This is a genomic window from Dehalococcoidia bacterium (genome assembly GCA_030018455.1).
In the GTDB taxonomy this organism is placed as follows: Bacteria; Chloroflexota; Dehalococcoidia; order DSTF01; family JALHUB01; genus JASEFU01.
This window is the reverse complement of record JASEFU010000005.1, coordinates 69283-84380: the sequence shown is the minus strand read 5'-3', so window position 1 is coordinate 84380 and position 15098 is coordinate 69283. Positions and strand designations below refer to the sequence as shown.

The 15098-nt window shown below is 66.3% G+C and carries 12 protein-coding genes; 6 read left to right on the top strand and 6 right to left on the bottom strand.

Annotated elements, in window-relative coordinates:
- Positions 1-4: 4 nt before the first annotated feature.
- The 4 genes from QME71_07805 (at position 5) to QME71_07790 (ending at position 5694) form a co-directional block, all read left to right on the top strand.
- Positions 5-889: a CbbQ/NirQ/NorQ/GpvN family protein gene (locus tag QME71_07805; GenBank protein MDI6858198.1), complete on the top strand. Its 885-nt coding sequence runs from the start codon at positions 5-7 to the stop codon at positions 887-889.
- Positions 890-1065: 176 nt separating this feature from the next.
- Positions 1066-1602, top strand: a complete 537-nt coding sequence (locus QME71_07800; protein ID MDI6858197.1) for a peptidylprolyl isomerase — start codon at positions 1066-1068, stop codon at positions 1600-1602.
- A 59-nt stretch (positions 1603-1661) separates the two neighbouring features.
- Positions 1662-2426, top strand: a complete 765-nt coding sequence (locus QME71_07795) for a peptidylprolyl isomerase (protein ID MDI6858196.1) — start codon at positions 1662-1664, stop codon at positions 2424-2426.
- Between the two features lie 34 nt (positions 2427-2460).
- Positions 2461-5694, top strand: coding sequence for a hypothetical protein (locus QME71_07790; protein ID MDI6858195.1), 3234 nt, complete (start codon positions 2461-2463; stop codon positions 5692-5694).
- A 94-nt stretch (positions 5695-5788) separates the two neighbouring features.
- On the opposite strand, the gene QME71_07785 is transcribed toward QME71_07790, so the two are convergent.
- The 4 genes from QME71_07785 to QME71_07770 all read right to left on the bottom strand — a co-directional run bounded on the left by QME71_07785 (position 5789) and on the right by QME71_07770 (position 9968).
- Positions 5789-6640 (bottom strand): hypothetical protein, encoded by an 852-nt coding sequence (locus QME71_07785; GenBank protein MDI6858194.1) that lies wholly within the window; start codon positions 6638-6640, stop codon positions 5789-5791.
- 15 nt (positions 6641-6655) lie between these two features.
- Entirely contained in the window at positions 6656-8224 is a 1569-nt protein-coding gene (locus QME71_07780) for a hypothetical protein (protein MDI6858193.1), read from the bottom strand.
- A gap of 54 nt (positions 8225-8278) precedes the next feature.
- Positions 8279-9304, bottom strand: a complete 1026-nt coding sequence (locus QME71_07775) for an alpha/beta hydrolase (GenBank protein MDI6858192.1) — start codon at positions 9302-9304, stop codon at positions 8279-8281.
- A gap of 115 nt (positions 9305-9419) precedes the next feature.
- On the bottom strand, positions 9420-9968 hold the full coding sequence (locus QME71_07770) for a DUF2680 domain-containing protein (protein ID MDI6858191.1): 549 nt from the start codon (positions 9966-9968) through the stop codon (positions 9420-9422).
- Positions 9969-10218: 250 nt separating this feature from the next.
- Between QME71_07770 and QME71_07765 the strand changes: the two genes are divergently transcribed.
- Positions 10219-10908, top strand: coding sequence for a response regulator transcription factor (locus QME71_07765; protein ID MDI6858190.1), 690 nt, complete (start codon positions 10219-10221; stop codon positions 10906-10908).
- Positions 10898-12493, top strand: coding sequence for a HAMP domain-containing sensor histidine kinase (locus tag QME71_07760; protein MDI6858189.1), 1596 nt, complete (start codon positions 10898-10900; stop codon positions 12491-12493). The genes QME71_07765 and QME71_07760 overlap by 11 nt, the downstream gene beginning before the upstream one ends.
- A 703-nt stretch (positions 12494-13196) precedes the next feature.
- Here QME71_07760 and QME71_07755 read toward each other — a convergent pair.
- Positions 13197-13958 (bottom strand): hypothetical protein, encoded by a 762-nt coding sequence (locus QME71_07755; protein ID MDI6858188.1) that lies wholly within the window; start codon positions 13956-13958, stop codon positions 13197-13199.
- A gap of 84 nt (positions 13959-14042) precedes the next feature.
- Positions 14043-14795, bottom strand: coding sequence for a hypothetical protein (locus QME71_07750; protein ID MDI6858187.1), 753 nt, complete (start codon positions 14793-14795; stop codon positions 14043-14045).
- Between the last annotated feature and the right edge of the window lie 303 nt (positions 14796-15098).

Sequence of the window (15098 nt, the reverse complement as noted above, 5' to 3'; positions counted from 1 at the left end):
ACGAGTGGAAGAGCAGAACTATCGCCAGTACGCCATCGAAGAGTACTACGCCTTCGAGGAGCCCTATTATCTCCCCGTCAACGACGAGGTCCCTCTCTTCACCGCCGCCTTCGAGCAGCAGATACCCGTCCTCCTCAAAGGCCCCACCGGCTCTGGCAAGACACGCTTCATCGAGTACATGGCCTGGAGGCTGGGAAGGCCGCTCACCATCATCAAAGACGTCACCAACGCGGGTCGGAACGAGAAGGTCCACGGCCTTCCCCTCGTCACCGTCGCCTGCCACGAGGACCTCACCGCCAGCGACCTCGTCGGCCGCTATCTGCTCGAGGGCGAAGAGACGCGCTGGATCGACGGCCCCCTCACGCGCGCAGTCAAGGCGGGAGCGATTTGCTACCTCGACGAGGTCGTTGAGGCGCGCAAAGACACCACCGTCCTCATCCACCCTCTGACCGATCACCGCCGCATCCTGCCCATCGAGAAGCGCGGACAGATTGTCGAGGCGGCGCCCGGATTTCTGCTCGTCATATCGTATAACCCTGGTTACCAAAGCGTGCTGAAAGACCTCAAGCACAGCACCCGCCAGCGCTTCATCGCCATCGAGTTCGGTTACCCGAGCCGCGAGCAGGAGACGCAGATCATCGCCCACGAGGCGCAAATATCGGAGGACATCGCCGCCGACCTCGCGAAGCTGGGCGAGAAGGTGCGCAACCTGAAGGAGCACGGCCTGGCAGAAGGGGTGAGCACGCGGCTCCTCATCTACGCGGGCAAGCTGATGGCCAGGGGCATCGAGCCCCTCCAGGCCTGCCAGTCGGCGGTCGTGTGGGCGCTGACCGACGACATCGAATTGCAGCGCAGCATCGAAGAGGTCGTCTCGTCCATATTCGAGTAAGGAAGCGGGGAATGAAACACACCTTAATCAGAGCGCTTGTCCTCGGCGGCGCCATCGTATCGCTCGCCATCCTGGCCTGCGGAGACGAGGACGGAGACGGGCAGTCGCAGCCCGTAGATACGCCTTCGCAAGCGGCAACCGAGCAGCCCACGTCGGCACCTCTGCCCACGCGGGTCATGAGCTTCGCCGAGGCTTGCCAGAAGTCGGGCGAGAAGCAGTTCACCGCCCCGCCGCCGACCATAATCGACCCGGCGAAAAGCTACACCGCCGTTATCAAGACCGAGAAGGGCGACATCACGGTCGAACTCTTTCCGGATGTGGCGCCCGTCACCGTCAACAACTTCGTCTTTCTCGCCTGCAAAGGCTTCTACGACGGCGTCACCTTCCACCGTGTGTTGCCCGGCTTCGTCGCCCAGACCGGCGACCCCACGGGAACGGGCGGCGGCGGCCCCGGCTACGTGATACAGGACGAGATAAGCAGCCGCGGCTTCGAGAAGGGCACGCTGGGCATGGCCAACCGCGGCCCGAACACCAACGGCAGCCAGTTCTTCATCTGTCTGGAGCCGCAGCCGCGCCTGAACGGACGCTACACCGTGTTCGGACAGGTGACCGCCGGCATGGACGTTGTGGAAAGCATAACCCCGCGTAACCCGGAGGAAAACCCGCAGTTCGCCGGCGACAAGGTGCTGGAGATAACGGTCGAAGAGAAATAGACGCGTTTTGTGCGCGTTTTTCATGCAGGGGGAGCTATTCTCAAATTGAGGAGGGTGAAATGAGAAGACTCCTCTCGCCCGCGACACTCGCCGCAGTTGCGCTCACTGCCACCCTCGCGTGGACCGCCTGCGGCAGCGACAACAGCGACAAGATTGTAGTGAAGTCGGGAGGCGGCACCCAGATTCGGGCCACACCCTTCGCCACTGTGCCCGCGCCTGAAGGCCCCATTCCCACCAGGACGGCCGATTTCGCCTCTCTCTGCCTGAAGACCAACCAGCGGCAGTGGTCAAGCATGCCCCCGATGATAATCGACCCCAACCTCTCCTACTCCGCGACCATACGCACGGAAAAGGGCGACATCATCATCAAGCTCCTGCCGGATATCGCCCCCTACACCGTCAACAACTTCGTGTTTCTTGCCTGCTCCGGCTTCTACGACGGCCTCACCTTCTTCCGCGTAGCACAAAAGCCGCTGCCGGAGGGAATCCCGCACCCCTTCGCGCAGGCGGGAGACCCCTCCGAGCGCGGTTTCTACGACCCGGTCCGCGGCGGGCCGGGATACTTCATACCGGAGGAGCTCAGCGACCGCAAGTTCCTGGCAGGGACCGTCGGTATGTCGAGTGGCGGCCGCGGCACCCCGGTGAGCGGAAGTCAGTTCTTCATCGTGTTCGAGGAAGCGCCTGAGCTCGACGGCCAGTATACAATCTTCGGCGAGGTAACGTCAGGACTCGACGTCCTGGAGTCGTTGACGCCCCACAATCCTCAGCGGGATGCGACCCCCGGTGACAAGATACTGGAGATCGTCATCCAGGAGGGGCAATAGCAGCGGCGCTCAAACGCGGGGGTCTGGTGAAGCGGTGGACGACAGGGAGCAGGAGCTAAGGGAGTACGAGAGACGCCTCGCCGATTTCTCAGCGAGCCTGCCGAAAGAGATCCGTTTGGCTGCCGGCGAGATGGCCGGTCGCCTCTCCCCTGAGCAACTCAGGACCTGGGCCGAAGAAGGCATCGCCCTCGCCGGCCAGTCGCTCCGCTCGTGGGAAGCCGCCATCGAGTACTTTCGGGCCAGCCCGAAGGTCATCCGCATTGTGCCGTTCGACGCTCTTCGTCGCTGGACCCGCATAGGGCGGGAGCTGGCAGACCACTCTTCTATTATCGCCGCCGCCTACTTTCAGGCAGGGCCGGAGTGCGCGGGCCGGCTCTCCCTCGCCGAACTCGATCATTGGGCCGCCATGGGGCGCCGTCTCTACCAGGGAAACTGGAAATCGGTCTCTCTGGCTTCGCTTTTCTTCTCCATTACTGCCCGACTTCTCGATTCGGTGAGGGTGGCAGAGCTCCAGCACGTCCAGGGACTCATCGAAATCCTCGCTGAGAGGTCCTATGAACTCGCAGGGAGCTGTCTGGAGGCGATGCCCCGCCTCTTCTCCGAACTGGAACCGGCCGACAGGAAGGGGTTCGTCGAGCTCGCGCACGCGATAGTCAGGTCGAGCTGGGCGGACGCGCGCAACTACTGCGAGAACGGCCCGAATCTGGTGAAGAACGTCGAGGCCGCTCATCGCGCGCGCTTCATGCAACTCGCCGGAAGCGTCGCCGACGCCGTCGGGCCGCGCTCGTACCAGCTATTCGCAGAGGCGGCAGCAGCGCTCGGCCGCGTCGAGGGCCACGAGCATCCGCGGCTCCTCTCCATGGCGGAAGACCTCGCCGCCAGTTCACCGATCGCAGCCATGGAGTTCCTGAAGAGCGGACCGGAGGTCCTCGCGCGCATCGACGCCGAAAGCCTCGGCCAGTGGCACGCGGCGGGAACCCGAATATTGCGCGAAACCCGGGAAGGCGGCGAAGCGTTCTTCCGCTTGCAGTCGGGCAAGGGCGAGGAGGTCCTCGAGCGCCTCTCTCATCGCGTCGACCTGTCCCGCGTGAGCGACATCCTCCGCCTCTACTGCAAGGCGCTGACAGGAGCCAACGTCTGTATCCATCCCTCGAGTTCGCTGGCCGAGAAAGGGATTGGCTGGGTCGCCTCGGAGCTGCCTTCCACCGAGGGGACGGCGGTCTATCTCCCTCCCACCATCGAAGAGTTCGAGAGCAAGAAAGAAAACTTCGCCGTCTACAAGGTGTACGCGACCCACCAGGCGGGCCACCTCGAGTTCGGCAGCTTCCTCTTCAACTTCAAGCGCAGGGGGAACATCTTCTCCTCGCGACGACGGCGGCTGAAGAGCGGGCGGCCCACGAAGCGCTCCAAGGACACCGCGCCGCTCACCGATATGGAACGCTTCTTCGACCTCTTTCCGGACCGCCGCCTTGCCGCCGACCTGTTCACGATCACGGAGGACGCCCGCGTCGATTTCCTGCTGACGCGCGAGTACCCGGGAATACGCCGCTCCTGGCGTCTCGTCCAGCAGCGCGAGCTGGCGCGCCGCCCTCCTCTGCCCGGCCTGCCGCTGCGCCAGGCGTTCCTCGAAAACCTGGTCCGCGCCAGCATCGACGGCGCCCACACGATGCTCTGGCCGCGCTCGCTCGAGGCGTTTATGATCGAAGGGCTGCGCCTGCTGCACGCCGTCCGCCAACCGCAGGCCCGCGTCGAGGACTCGGCTGAGGCGGCCCTCAGACTCTACGAGCTGACATCCCGCCTGCCCAACCTCAGCGTCCAGGACATCGACGGGTTGGACTGGGAGCTCATGGACGAAGAGAGCATGGAGTTCATGCTCATGAAGCCGAAGGGCAGCGCGGACGCCTCCGGCACGCCGCTGCCCACGGGCACCGAAGAGGAGTACGAGAGCCCGCAGCCCGTCGAGTTCCGCGGCGACTTCAAGCCGGAGCTCGTCCAGCTCCTTATGCGGCTTCGCCTTCAGGAAGGCGTCGAGGCGCCGGAAGGGCTGGCGCCGCTCACTCCAGAGCAACTGAAGGAGCTTCTCGAAAAGAGCGTCGAAATAAGCATCGGCGCCATGGCCGAGGGCGACCTGTCGTCGACCGTCGGCCTCTTCCTCACCAACCTCGAGAAGGAGGCGGGCACCCCTATCCCCGATCAGAAGCTCGAGATGAAGGACGGCCAGCCCGTCGACGGCGTCGTCGAGGAAGAGCAGACATCATCGGCCGAGCCGGAGGTCTTTTGGTACGATGAGTGGGACTTCCGCGCCTCCGACTACAGGCCGCGCTGGTGCCGCGTGCTCCAGCGTCCTCTCGAAGAGGGGGAGCAGACGTACTACGAAGAGACGCTACAGCGCTACAGCGGACTCGCCGCCAAAACGCGCAAGCAGTTCGAGCAGCTCCGTCCCGAGCTCTTCCGCAAGATCAAGCGGCTCCACGACGGCGAGGACTTCGACATCGACCTCGTTATCGATTACCTGACGGAGCGGCGCACGGGCCATAGCTTCACCGACAAGGTCTACTGGCGTCGCAACAAGATCGAGCGGCAGGTCGCCGTCGCCTTCCTGCTCGATATGAGCGCTTCGACGGACGAGGAGATCGAGAAGCGGAAGCAGAAGTACGCCGAGGAGGACTTCGGAGACGACCCCCGCCGCTACTACGAGTGGCTGGCGCAGCGCAAGGCGCAAGCGATTCTCAGCCCGCCCAAACGGATCATCGACCTCGAAAAGGAGAGCATCGTCCTCCTGATCAGCGCCCTCGAAGCGATAGGCGACGCGTACGGCATTTACGGCTTTTCCGGCTACGGGCGCGAGAACGTCGAGTTCTACGTGCTCAAGGACCTCGACGAGCCGCTCGCCGAGCAGGTGCGCGCGCGCATCGATAAGGTGGCGCCGATCCGCTCTACGCGCATGGGGCCGGCGATCCGCCACGCGACGTCGAAGCTGGAAGGCTACGAGGCGAAGGTTCGCATCCTCTTCCTCGTCTCCGACGGCCGGCCACAGGACCACGGCTACGGGCGCGACCGCACGGAGCGCGAGTACGCCATTCACGACACGCACCAGGCGCTGCTGGAGGCGAAGCGAAAGGGCATCGTGCCGTTCTGTCTGACGGTGGACAAGGAGGGACACGACTACCTGGGCCAGATGTGCGAGGAGATCGACTACGAGGTCCTGGGCGACATCGAGGCCCTGCCCGACCGCCTGCCCACCCTCTACCGACGCCTCACCGAATAGGACCGCGCTGTAATAGGGCGGGCATCCCGCCTCAGGCGAGCAGGCTTGCCCGCCGGGGCCACGGGCAAATGCAGGGGTCGTATTCCGCGAACCGCTAGCGAATGGTCTCGACGGCGGCGGCCTGCGGGTAGACGCGCAGCGAGTTCCCGTACGCCGGCTCCCGCCCCACTTCCGACATCGTCTTCTGCACCGCCTGCCCCAGTGTTGCGCCCTCCAGCAAGTGACGCAGCAGCGCCTCCGCCGCCGCGTCCGTGTGCGCCCCCGATACCAGCCCGTCCCAGCCGATGACCGCCTTCGCTCCCCGCTCCACCAGCGCCCGCGGCGTGTTATCGAACAGGAGGCCGTCGCAGCCCATCAGCACTATTGTCGCGCCGCCGAAATCGCCGCGCATCGTCGACTGGACGAAGTGCGGCGTCACCCCGAAGTACCGCTCGTCGCCGCCCTGCCGGTAGCGCACCGCGAACAACTGCCGCCGCTCCCGCTCCTGCGCGTACTTCGACTGGTCGTACGGCTCGGAGGTGAACAGGAAGACGTCCTGCCCGAACGTCTGCAGCAGCTCCTGCTTCTTCTCCGGGTCGGGCATCGTCAGGCTCTCCTCCTCGAACCTTGCCGTGTGGACGCGCAGCACCAACAGCTCATACCCCCGCGACGGCAGCCCGCGGTAGAAGTCGACCGTTACCTCTTCGCCGGGGACGTAGTCGACCTCGTAGCCTGCGCGCTCGAGCATTCCCGTGACGTTCGCGACAAAAGCAGCGTTCGGCTCCGTGAGCGCAAGCTGGTCGACGATGACCGCCCGATAGGTCGACTCCTCGCTGCGGGCGAAAAAGAGCGCAAGGGCAACGGCGGCGATGACGGCGACGACGGGGAAAAGGGCTCCGGGCAGCCACGAGAAGCGGCGCCTTCGGGGTCCGCGCGTGGCCTTTCCACCCGGTGCGGAAGGAGCCATGCCGGAACCTCCGCCCTACCGCGGGCGATGTCTGCGGCTCAGCGTCGCTCCCACCGCCGTTACGAGCAACCACGCCGCGACGAGAGCGACGAGCCCCTGTCCCAATCTATTGAACGGAGTCTCCGCGGCGCCCGGTCCGTCCCCCGTGGGCGGGGGCGCGACCGGGGTTGCCGGCGGCGCCGTTGGGGTCGCGACGGCCGTAGGCGTGGGCGAAGGCGCCGGAGAGACTACGATCTCGCGGGCAAAGACATCGGTGGCGCCGTTGGTGTCCGCGGGGACAAGATTGGTCGCGTCGGACTGGAAGGCGACGATGCGGCCGTCGTCACTGATTTCCGCCATCTCACTGTGCCCGTTCGCCTCACGGCCGGCGCTGTCCACACTCGCCCGCACCGTCTGCCCGGTCAGCCTGTCCCAGACGAAGACGTCCTCGCGGTCGTTCGTGTCGCCGGGGACGATGGCGGGCGAGGCGGTGCGATAGACGGCGAAGCGACCGTCGGACGTGAGCCCCATGACAAAGCTCGCCGAGCCCGCCTCCCGCCCGTCCATCGTCAGGCTAATCCGACGCGTCTCGCCGGTCAGCCTGTCGCGCAGAAAGACGTCCTCGATCATATCTGCGCTGGGAACGAGGTTCGGGTTGCCGCTGCTGAATACCGCCCATCTCCCGTCGGCGCTTACGAACGGCGCTTCGCCGTAGGGGCCCGCTGGTTCCGTGCCGCTCGGCGCGCTGATCAGTTCCACGCGGCCGCTTTCCGCGTCCCACAGGAACGCGTCGATGTCCATCTCCGCCTCGGGAGGGGCGACGAGGTTCGAAGCGCTGGAGCTGAACCCGACAAAGCGGCCGTCGGCGCTGATGGTGACGTGGTAGCTCCAGCCGTTCGCCTCGACGCCAGCGCTGTTGACGTTCACGCGGAGCGTCTCGCCGGTCTGCAGATCGTGGCGGAAGACGTCGCGCTGGCCGTTCGTGTCGCCCGACACCAGGTTGTCGGCGGTCGAGAGGAAGGCGACGTAGCGGCCGTCGTCGCTGATCGCGGCGCGGTCGCTCGGCCCGTTCGCCTGAGCGCCATCGCTGCCGACGCTGACGCGCGCCGTCCGTCCGGTCTCGCGGTCACGCACGAAGACGTCTTCCATCGGGTAGGGCATCCCGTCCGGATAGAAGGAAACGTTCGTGTCGTCCTCCACCAGGTTCGACGCCCCCGAGACGAAGCTCACGAAGCGCCCGTCGCCGCTGACGTCGGGGTTGTAGCTCCAGCTGTTCGCCTGCTCGCCTGCGCTGCTTACGTTGACGCGCTCCGTCGTGCCCGTCTCGCGGTCGTGAACGAAGATGTCCGGGCAGTTGCCGGTGTCGAACGTCGGGAACACGCGGCAGACGTTGGTGTCCCCTTCGACCAGATTCGACGCCCACGACTGAAAGGCGACGAAGCGACCGTCGCCGCTGATCGCGGGCTCGAAGCTCCTGCCGTTGCCCTCCAGCCCCTCGCTGCTCACGCTCACCCGCGTGGTCGGCAGCGCCTGGGCCGAGGCGAGGGCGACGACAAGGGCCGCGACGGCGGCGATGATTGCGGCGCGGATAGGGAGCCACTTCACTTCGAATGCCTTTCACTGCTGCCGTCATGACGGCGCCGACATTGTAGCCGACGATCAGGAGGAGCGAAACAGCCGTTTGTGCAAGGCAACGGATGCGACGGCAAGGAGCAGGCCTCCGCCGAGCCCCGCGGCAGCGGCGATCGGCGCGAACGGCACCGATGTTTCGCACTCCGCCGGCAGCGCTGCCGGCTCCGCCAAGCCCCCGACGGGGGGTGACGCGACCTGCCGGTAGAGGAAGTCGGACATCCAGGCGATGACGGGCTCCTTGTACAGCGTCCACACGCCGTGCCCAATGCCATCCAGCGGGTGGAACTCCACTGTAACCCCAACCGCCTGCGCCCGCGCCACCACCTGAAGCGCTAGGTCGTAGGGGACGCGCGTGTCTTCGACGCCGTGCACCATCATCGCCGGCGGCTCCCCCGCCTCGATCAGCAGCGGGGCCATGGCGCCGGAGACGGAGACGCCCGCGGAAACATCTGACGGGTAGCCGGGGTTCCCGCTGTCGCCGGGGTCGCTCGAGTTGTACGTGACGTAGAGGGAGGTGACGGCCCCCGCCGAGCTGCCGCCGACGGCGATGCGCCCGGGGTCGATCCGGTAGGAGGCGGCGTTCGCCCTCAGCCAGCGCACGGCTGCCTGGGCGTCGTGCTGCGCGTCGGCGATGGCCAGCGGCAGCTCCGGGTCGTTCGGCTCGAAGTATTCGCCCTCGCGCAGACGGTAGTTGATCGACGCCGCCACGTAACCGCGTTTTGCGAAGCGGGTCGCAATCTCGACGTGCAGCGAGTCCGCCTTGTCGCCGCCAGTGAAGCCGCCGCCGTGAATCCAGACGAGCGCGGGGCGCCCCGTCGCCGCGTCGCCCTCCGGCTCGTACAGATCGAGGTAGAGCGTCTCGAGCTCGCCGTGCTCGTCGATCGCCTCGCCGTACGCGATATCGCTCGTGACGAGCACGGAGTCGAAAACCTCATCGCGGTACCGCTGCCCGTCGGCGCCGGCGGCAGGCGCGGCTGCGAGCAGCGCCAGCGCAATCGATAGCGCAGGCAAAAGAAGACGGCGAAAACAGCCCACTTTGGGGTACCCCCGCATTCAGCCTCACCATTGTATGCCTTCTGTCAACAAGATCGGCGCAGAATACCCCACGAAAAAGAGAGAAGAGAGGCGTTCTCCGCCTCTCTCCCCATTCAACCGATGGCTCGAAAGCCTACCGGGTCGAGCCGCCGTAGCGGTGCTCGAGGCCGGGGCCCGTGCCTTCGCCAGGCTCACCCCAGCTCTTGCCAGCCGCCGCAACCGAAGCGGAGCCGTAGCGGTGCTGCTCGCCGTCGCCGTCGCACTCGCCGAGCTGCCGGCCTTCACCGTACTGCGGTCCGTGCGGGCCCGGCGAGGCCTGGTTCTGCTCCATGCGCTCCAGCATGCGCTGCGCCTGCTCCTGCGTGAGCGTGCCTGCCGCCACCGCCGCGTCTACCGCCGCCTGGCGCGCCTCCGCTACCTCCTGGTGGAAGACCGAAAGGTCGATCCCCTTCTCCTCCAGCAGCGCCGGGATAGTCGTGCCGCCTTCGAGCTCGGCGAGCAGTTGCTCCTCCGTTAGCCCCGTCAGCTCCGACGCCACGGCCACCGGTATGTCCCTCCCGCCGATGTCGACCCCGTTGCCCGCGTTGGGTCCCGGCCCGGCCGCGAACACCGTCCCGAAGAGCAAGACGCCCACGGCCACCGCCGCGATCGCGCCGCCCACTACAGCCAGTCTCTTTCCCATCACTCTTCCTCCTTACTCTGTGTGCTCTTGCGGTCCTCCCGCATCCACTTTCAGCTTAGCGGCGGCGTGTGTAAGGGCAGTGGAAACAGGATGGAGATCGCATGGAGATTGAGGCCCCGCCCGGGAAGCGGAAAAAGGGGAAATCTCCACAATTCCTCCAAGAATCCTGCACATATTTCGCGTAGACTATGTGTGATGAGAGACGGCGGCGGCGCCGAGCGCGGCCTCAACAGATAGCAGCGGAGGCAACATGAAAGAGAAGATACTGGTTGTCGACGACGACAAGCACATGGTCGAGATCGTCCGCGCCTACCTGGAGAAGGACGGCTATCGCGTGGCCGCGGCGTTCGACGGCCGCAGCGCCCTCGAAGCGGCGAGGCGCGAGAAGCCGTCGCTCCTCATCCTCGACCTCATGCTGCCCGAAATATCCGGGTGGGACGTCATGCGCTCGCTCCGGCAGTCGTCCGACGTGCCGGTGATCATGCTCACCGCCCGCGACGACCCCGTCGACAAAGTGGTCGGCCTCGAGCTGGGCGCCGACGACTACGTGGTCAAGCCCTTCGAGCCGAAGGAGCTGCTTGCGCGTGTTCGCGCCATCCTGCGACGGGCGCGTCCCGCCGAGCCGCGGGCGCCGCTCACGCTCGGCCCGCTCTTCATCGACCCCAGCCGCCACGAGGTGCGACTGGGGGAGCGACGCGTCCACCTCACTCCCACCGAGTTCGCCATTCTCCACACGATGGCCCGCCACCCCGGCGTCGTCTACACGCGCCTGCAACTGCTGGAGGCGGTGCAGGGCGACAGCTACGAGGGGTACGAGCGCGCCATCGACAGCCACATAAAGAACCTGCGGCAGAAACTGGAGCCCGACCCGCGCCGCCCGAAGTACGTGGTAACGGTGCACGGCGTCGGCTACCGACTGGAGGCGGGAGATGCTTCGTAGCCTGCGACTCCGTCTTGCCCTTTCCTTTATCTTCATTGTCGCCCTCGCCGTGGGTATCGCAGCCGTCATCGCCGAACGAACGGCCACGCGCGAGTTCGATTCGTATCGCTCCAGCGTCGACGCCGCCTACGTGGAAACGCTCGTGGAGAACCTGGGCGATTACTACGCGGCCCAGGGGAGCTGGGAGGGCGTCGAGTCCGTCATATCGTCGGTGCCCAGCCCGGGGGGCCGCGTCCAGCTCCTCGACGCCCAAGGCGCCGCCGTCGCCGATTCTTCGCCCGGCAGGGGTCCCGGCGGCCCCGGCGGCGAGACCGGTCCCGGTGATGGCCAGACGCCCGGCGACGGGCAGGGCGACGGGCAGGGCCCCGGCCGCGGACAAGGCTCGACGTCGGGAGGCGAGACTGCCCCCGGCGACGCGCCCATGGGCCCGGGCGGCCAGACGGAACAGCGGCAGCAGGGCGCGCCGGAAGGCGCCGGCGATGGTGACTGGTACGGGGGAAGCGAAGACACGGCCTACGTCGCGCCGGCGATGGGCGCGGAGTTGGAAGCAAGCGCGCAGGGACAGGGCCGCGAGACCGAGAGCATCCCTGTCCTGCTGGACGGCGAGCGCGTGGGTACGCTGGTGGTCTACTCCGGCGGCGGCACATTCCTCGAACAGGGTGTCAGCGATTTCCTCGATAGGATAAGGCTTGCCCTTCTCGCGGGCGGGCTCTCCGCTCTCGCCATCGCCGCGCTGCTGGCCGTAGCGCTCGTCAACGGGTTCACGCGGCCGCTCCGCCGCCTGGCGGTCGCCGCCCGCAGGATCGCCGCCGGGGACTTCGGGCACCGCGTCGACCTGACGTCGCCCTCTGAGGCCGCCGACCTCGCCCTGTCGTTCAACCAGATGGCGGCCGCCCTTGAAAGCGACCGCGAGACGCGGCGCCGCCTCCTCGCCGACATCGCCCACGAGCTGCGCTCCCCGCTTGCCGTCATCCAGGGCACGGCGCAGGGCTTTATCGACGGCGTCATCCCCGCCGACCAGGAGCACGCGGCCGTCATCCGCGACGAGGCCGCCCTGCTTAGCAAGCTCATCACCGACCTCCGCGACATCGCCCTCGCCGAATCGGGCGAGCTGCGGCTGGAGCGCGCCCCCACCGACCTCGCCGAGCTGGCGCGACAGGCGGTCACGCGGGCGCTGCCGCAGGCGCAGCAGGCGGGGGTCACGCTCGATCTGGAGGCCCAGCCGCTCCCGGCGGCGCTGGTCGACCGCGAGCGCACGCTCCAGATCGTCGGCAACTTGCTTGACAACGCCCTCAAGCACACGCCGAAGGGCGGCCGCGTGACGGTGCGGGCCGGCGCGTCCGGCGGGAGTGTCACGCTGAGCGTCGAGGACACGGGGCCCGGCATCGCCGCCGAGCACCTGCCGCGCATCTTCGACCGCTTCTACCGGGTCGACGCGGCGCGGGCACGCGGAAGCGGCAGCGGGCTGGGGCTGGCGATAGTCAAGAAGCTTGCGGAGGCGCAGGGGGGAACGGTGTCGGCGGCGAGCGAGCCGGGCCGCGGCTCAGCCTTCACCATCGCCTTCCCCGCCCTCAGCGGTCTCTGAGAACAAGAGATTCTTTCTTGCGCGATTCACTTTCGGCCTAACGCAAGTGACGCCTCCGCACATACAGACCCCCCAGTGCGGCCACTGCGGCTGCAGCGAGTGTTCCCCCGCCCGTCGCGACAAGGGGCAGCGCCGGAGGGCCGCGATTTGCATCGGCAAGCGGTTCCGGCACAGCCTGCATGCCGCCCACCGATAACGGGGGTGGAGGCGGAGGCGGGGGCGTAGGCGTGGGTAACAATACGAAGTAGGCCGTCACGATTTTGGCCCAACTCATTGTCACTGTGGTCGGGTTGGCCAAATTGTTGTCAGTCCCCGACCACGACGACCAGCCATACCCCGCAATGCCGTATGCTGTGACGGTGACTTCTGTGTGGAGATAGTAGCAGTCTGGGCTGCAGAATTCCGACTGAGAAGGGACATTCACGATTGTGCCACTGCCGGTCGGAACAATGTCTTTAGCCAGACAATAGCAGAAGACGCCTGAGACCGGCGTATTCGTGGGAGTAGGGGTCACGGAGGGGGAAGGGGTAGGGGTAGGGGTGGGGGTGGGAGTCCGAGTGGGAGTAGGCGGTGGGGGAGCCGTATTCGTCGGGGTGAGGGAGGGAGTCGGCGTGACAGCGAAAGCCTGCATGCCGGACGATCCCATCATCCCTGCCGCGATGAGGGCTGCGCAGACAATCTGGACTATTCTCATCATCGCCTCCTAATTTGGGGTCCCGCCAGAATGCGCGGCGACTGATACAACCTTTACTGTGCTGCCGTACGCGGGGTCAGGCCCGACCTCGCTCGCCGCCGCTTCCACCGCCTCTTCGGCCGTCAGCCCTTCAATCAGCAGATGGCGCAACAGGCTCGCCGTCGCCTTGTCCGTGTGGTCGGCGGTGACCAGGCCGTCCCAGCCGATGACCGCTCCCGCCCCCTTCGCCACGAACGCCGCCGCCGTGCGATCGGTGGTGAGCCCGTCGCACCCCATCAGGACGATCAGTGCGCCGCCGAAGTCGCCCTCCATCCGGGAGACGATGAAGTCGGACCTGATCCCGAAGAACACCTCCTCAGCGCCGGGATAGCTGACCTTGACCAGGCGAAGCGAGTCCTGGTCCTCGATGTACCGGTTCCTGTCGTACGCCTCAGACGTAAACAGCGCCGCCTCATCGGGCAGGCGCGCGGCCAAAACATCAGGGCGGCGCGCTGCGTGATTGCGGAAGAGCACGATGTCGTATTTCCTAGCCGGGAGGTAGCGGTAGAACTCTACCGTCGTCTCATCGCCGGGGACGTAGTCGACCTCGTAGCCCGCGTTCGTCAGCAGCTCGCCGGCCTCCTCAGCGAACGATGGGTTGGGAGCCGTCAGGCTGAGCTGGTCGACGATGGCGGCGGACAAGGCGGATTGTTCAGCGGAGTCCGACCGCAACAGCAACGCGCCGACCGCAATCGCCGCGACCGCGATGGCGGCGGCGGCAATCGCGATCACTCCCCCGCGGCGTCTCGAAAACTGACGTCTCGACGGCCGCCTCTTGACTCTCCTTTGGCGACCCATGTTGGTGACTCTAACCGTCTATCTCAGCGAGCGCCTCCTTGCATACCAGCCGCTCCCCGTCACGGCCACCAGGGCCAGCAGCCCGGCCGCTGAAACCGCGGCGTAGAACGTTGTGTTGCCCGAACCGGCGTCGGTGGGAGCATCCGGGAGCGCTTGCACGCCGCCGACCGGCGAAGGACATCCGTCATTCAGTTGCGTGTCAGGCCACGGGCCTGCTCCGTCGCCGTCGTCGTCCACGGCAGCTCCCGGAGGCTCGTCGCACTGGTTTATGTCCAACACCGGGAATGGCGGCCCGATCACGCCTGCGCAGCCTTCGCTCATGTTGCCCACGGCGGGACAGCCGTCATTAATTCGCCCGTCGCCATCGTTGTCTTGGTTGTCCTGGCATGCGACTTCTGGGGCAGCGAAAGCGGGACAACCGTCGTTGATCATGCCGTCCATATTGTCATCGTCCGTGGCATTGGCGCAGGCATTGGTCACCTCCGGCTGGCCTTTCGCGCCCGCTGCCGGTGGGCCACCAAAGCAGCCATCGTTAGCAACCGTATCGCCGTCATCGTCCCACGTGTTCCATGCGGCGCACTGGTTCAAGTCTTCTCCCTGAGTCCCGACTACCGGACATCCATCGTTGACAAGCGTATCACCGTCATCGTCCGCAACGTTGCCGAAAGCGCAGTTCTCGAATCCTTGGTGCGCTGCCACGTCACCGGCACCCGCTGAGGCAAGCGCCCCGATGAGGACGGCCAGCGCGATCACGAGAGCCAGATTCTTCATCCTTCCTTGTTCTCCTTTCGCTTCCTCCGGTAGGTCCGTCCTGGTGATTCTTTCGGCAGGGTCTCCCTCCCCGCCGCAGTTATCTCGCCGTCACCTCCTTTCCGGTCGACAACCGATTACGTTTGACTCCCTACTCGGCCGACAAATAGAATAGAAAAGGCTAGGGTGTGCGCCCGCATTCCTTAGCTCTGGCCTCGGTGGATGCCGCCACCGGGGCCTTTTCCCGTGTCTGGTCTTATACGCTGATCGAGCCCTACCTTCTACTCCGCCGCCCGCCGAGCCGACAGTGAAGATTCACTCGTC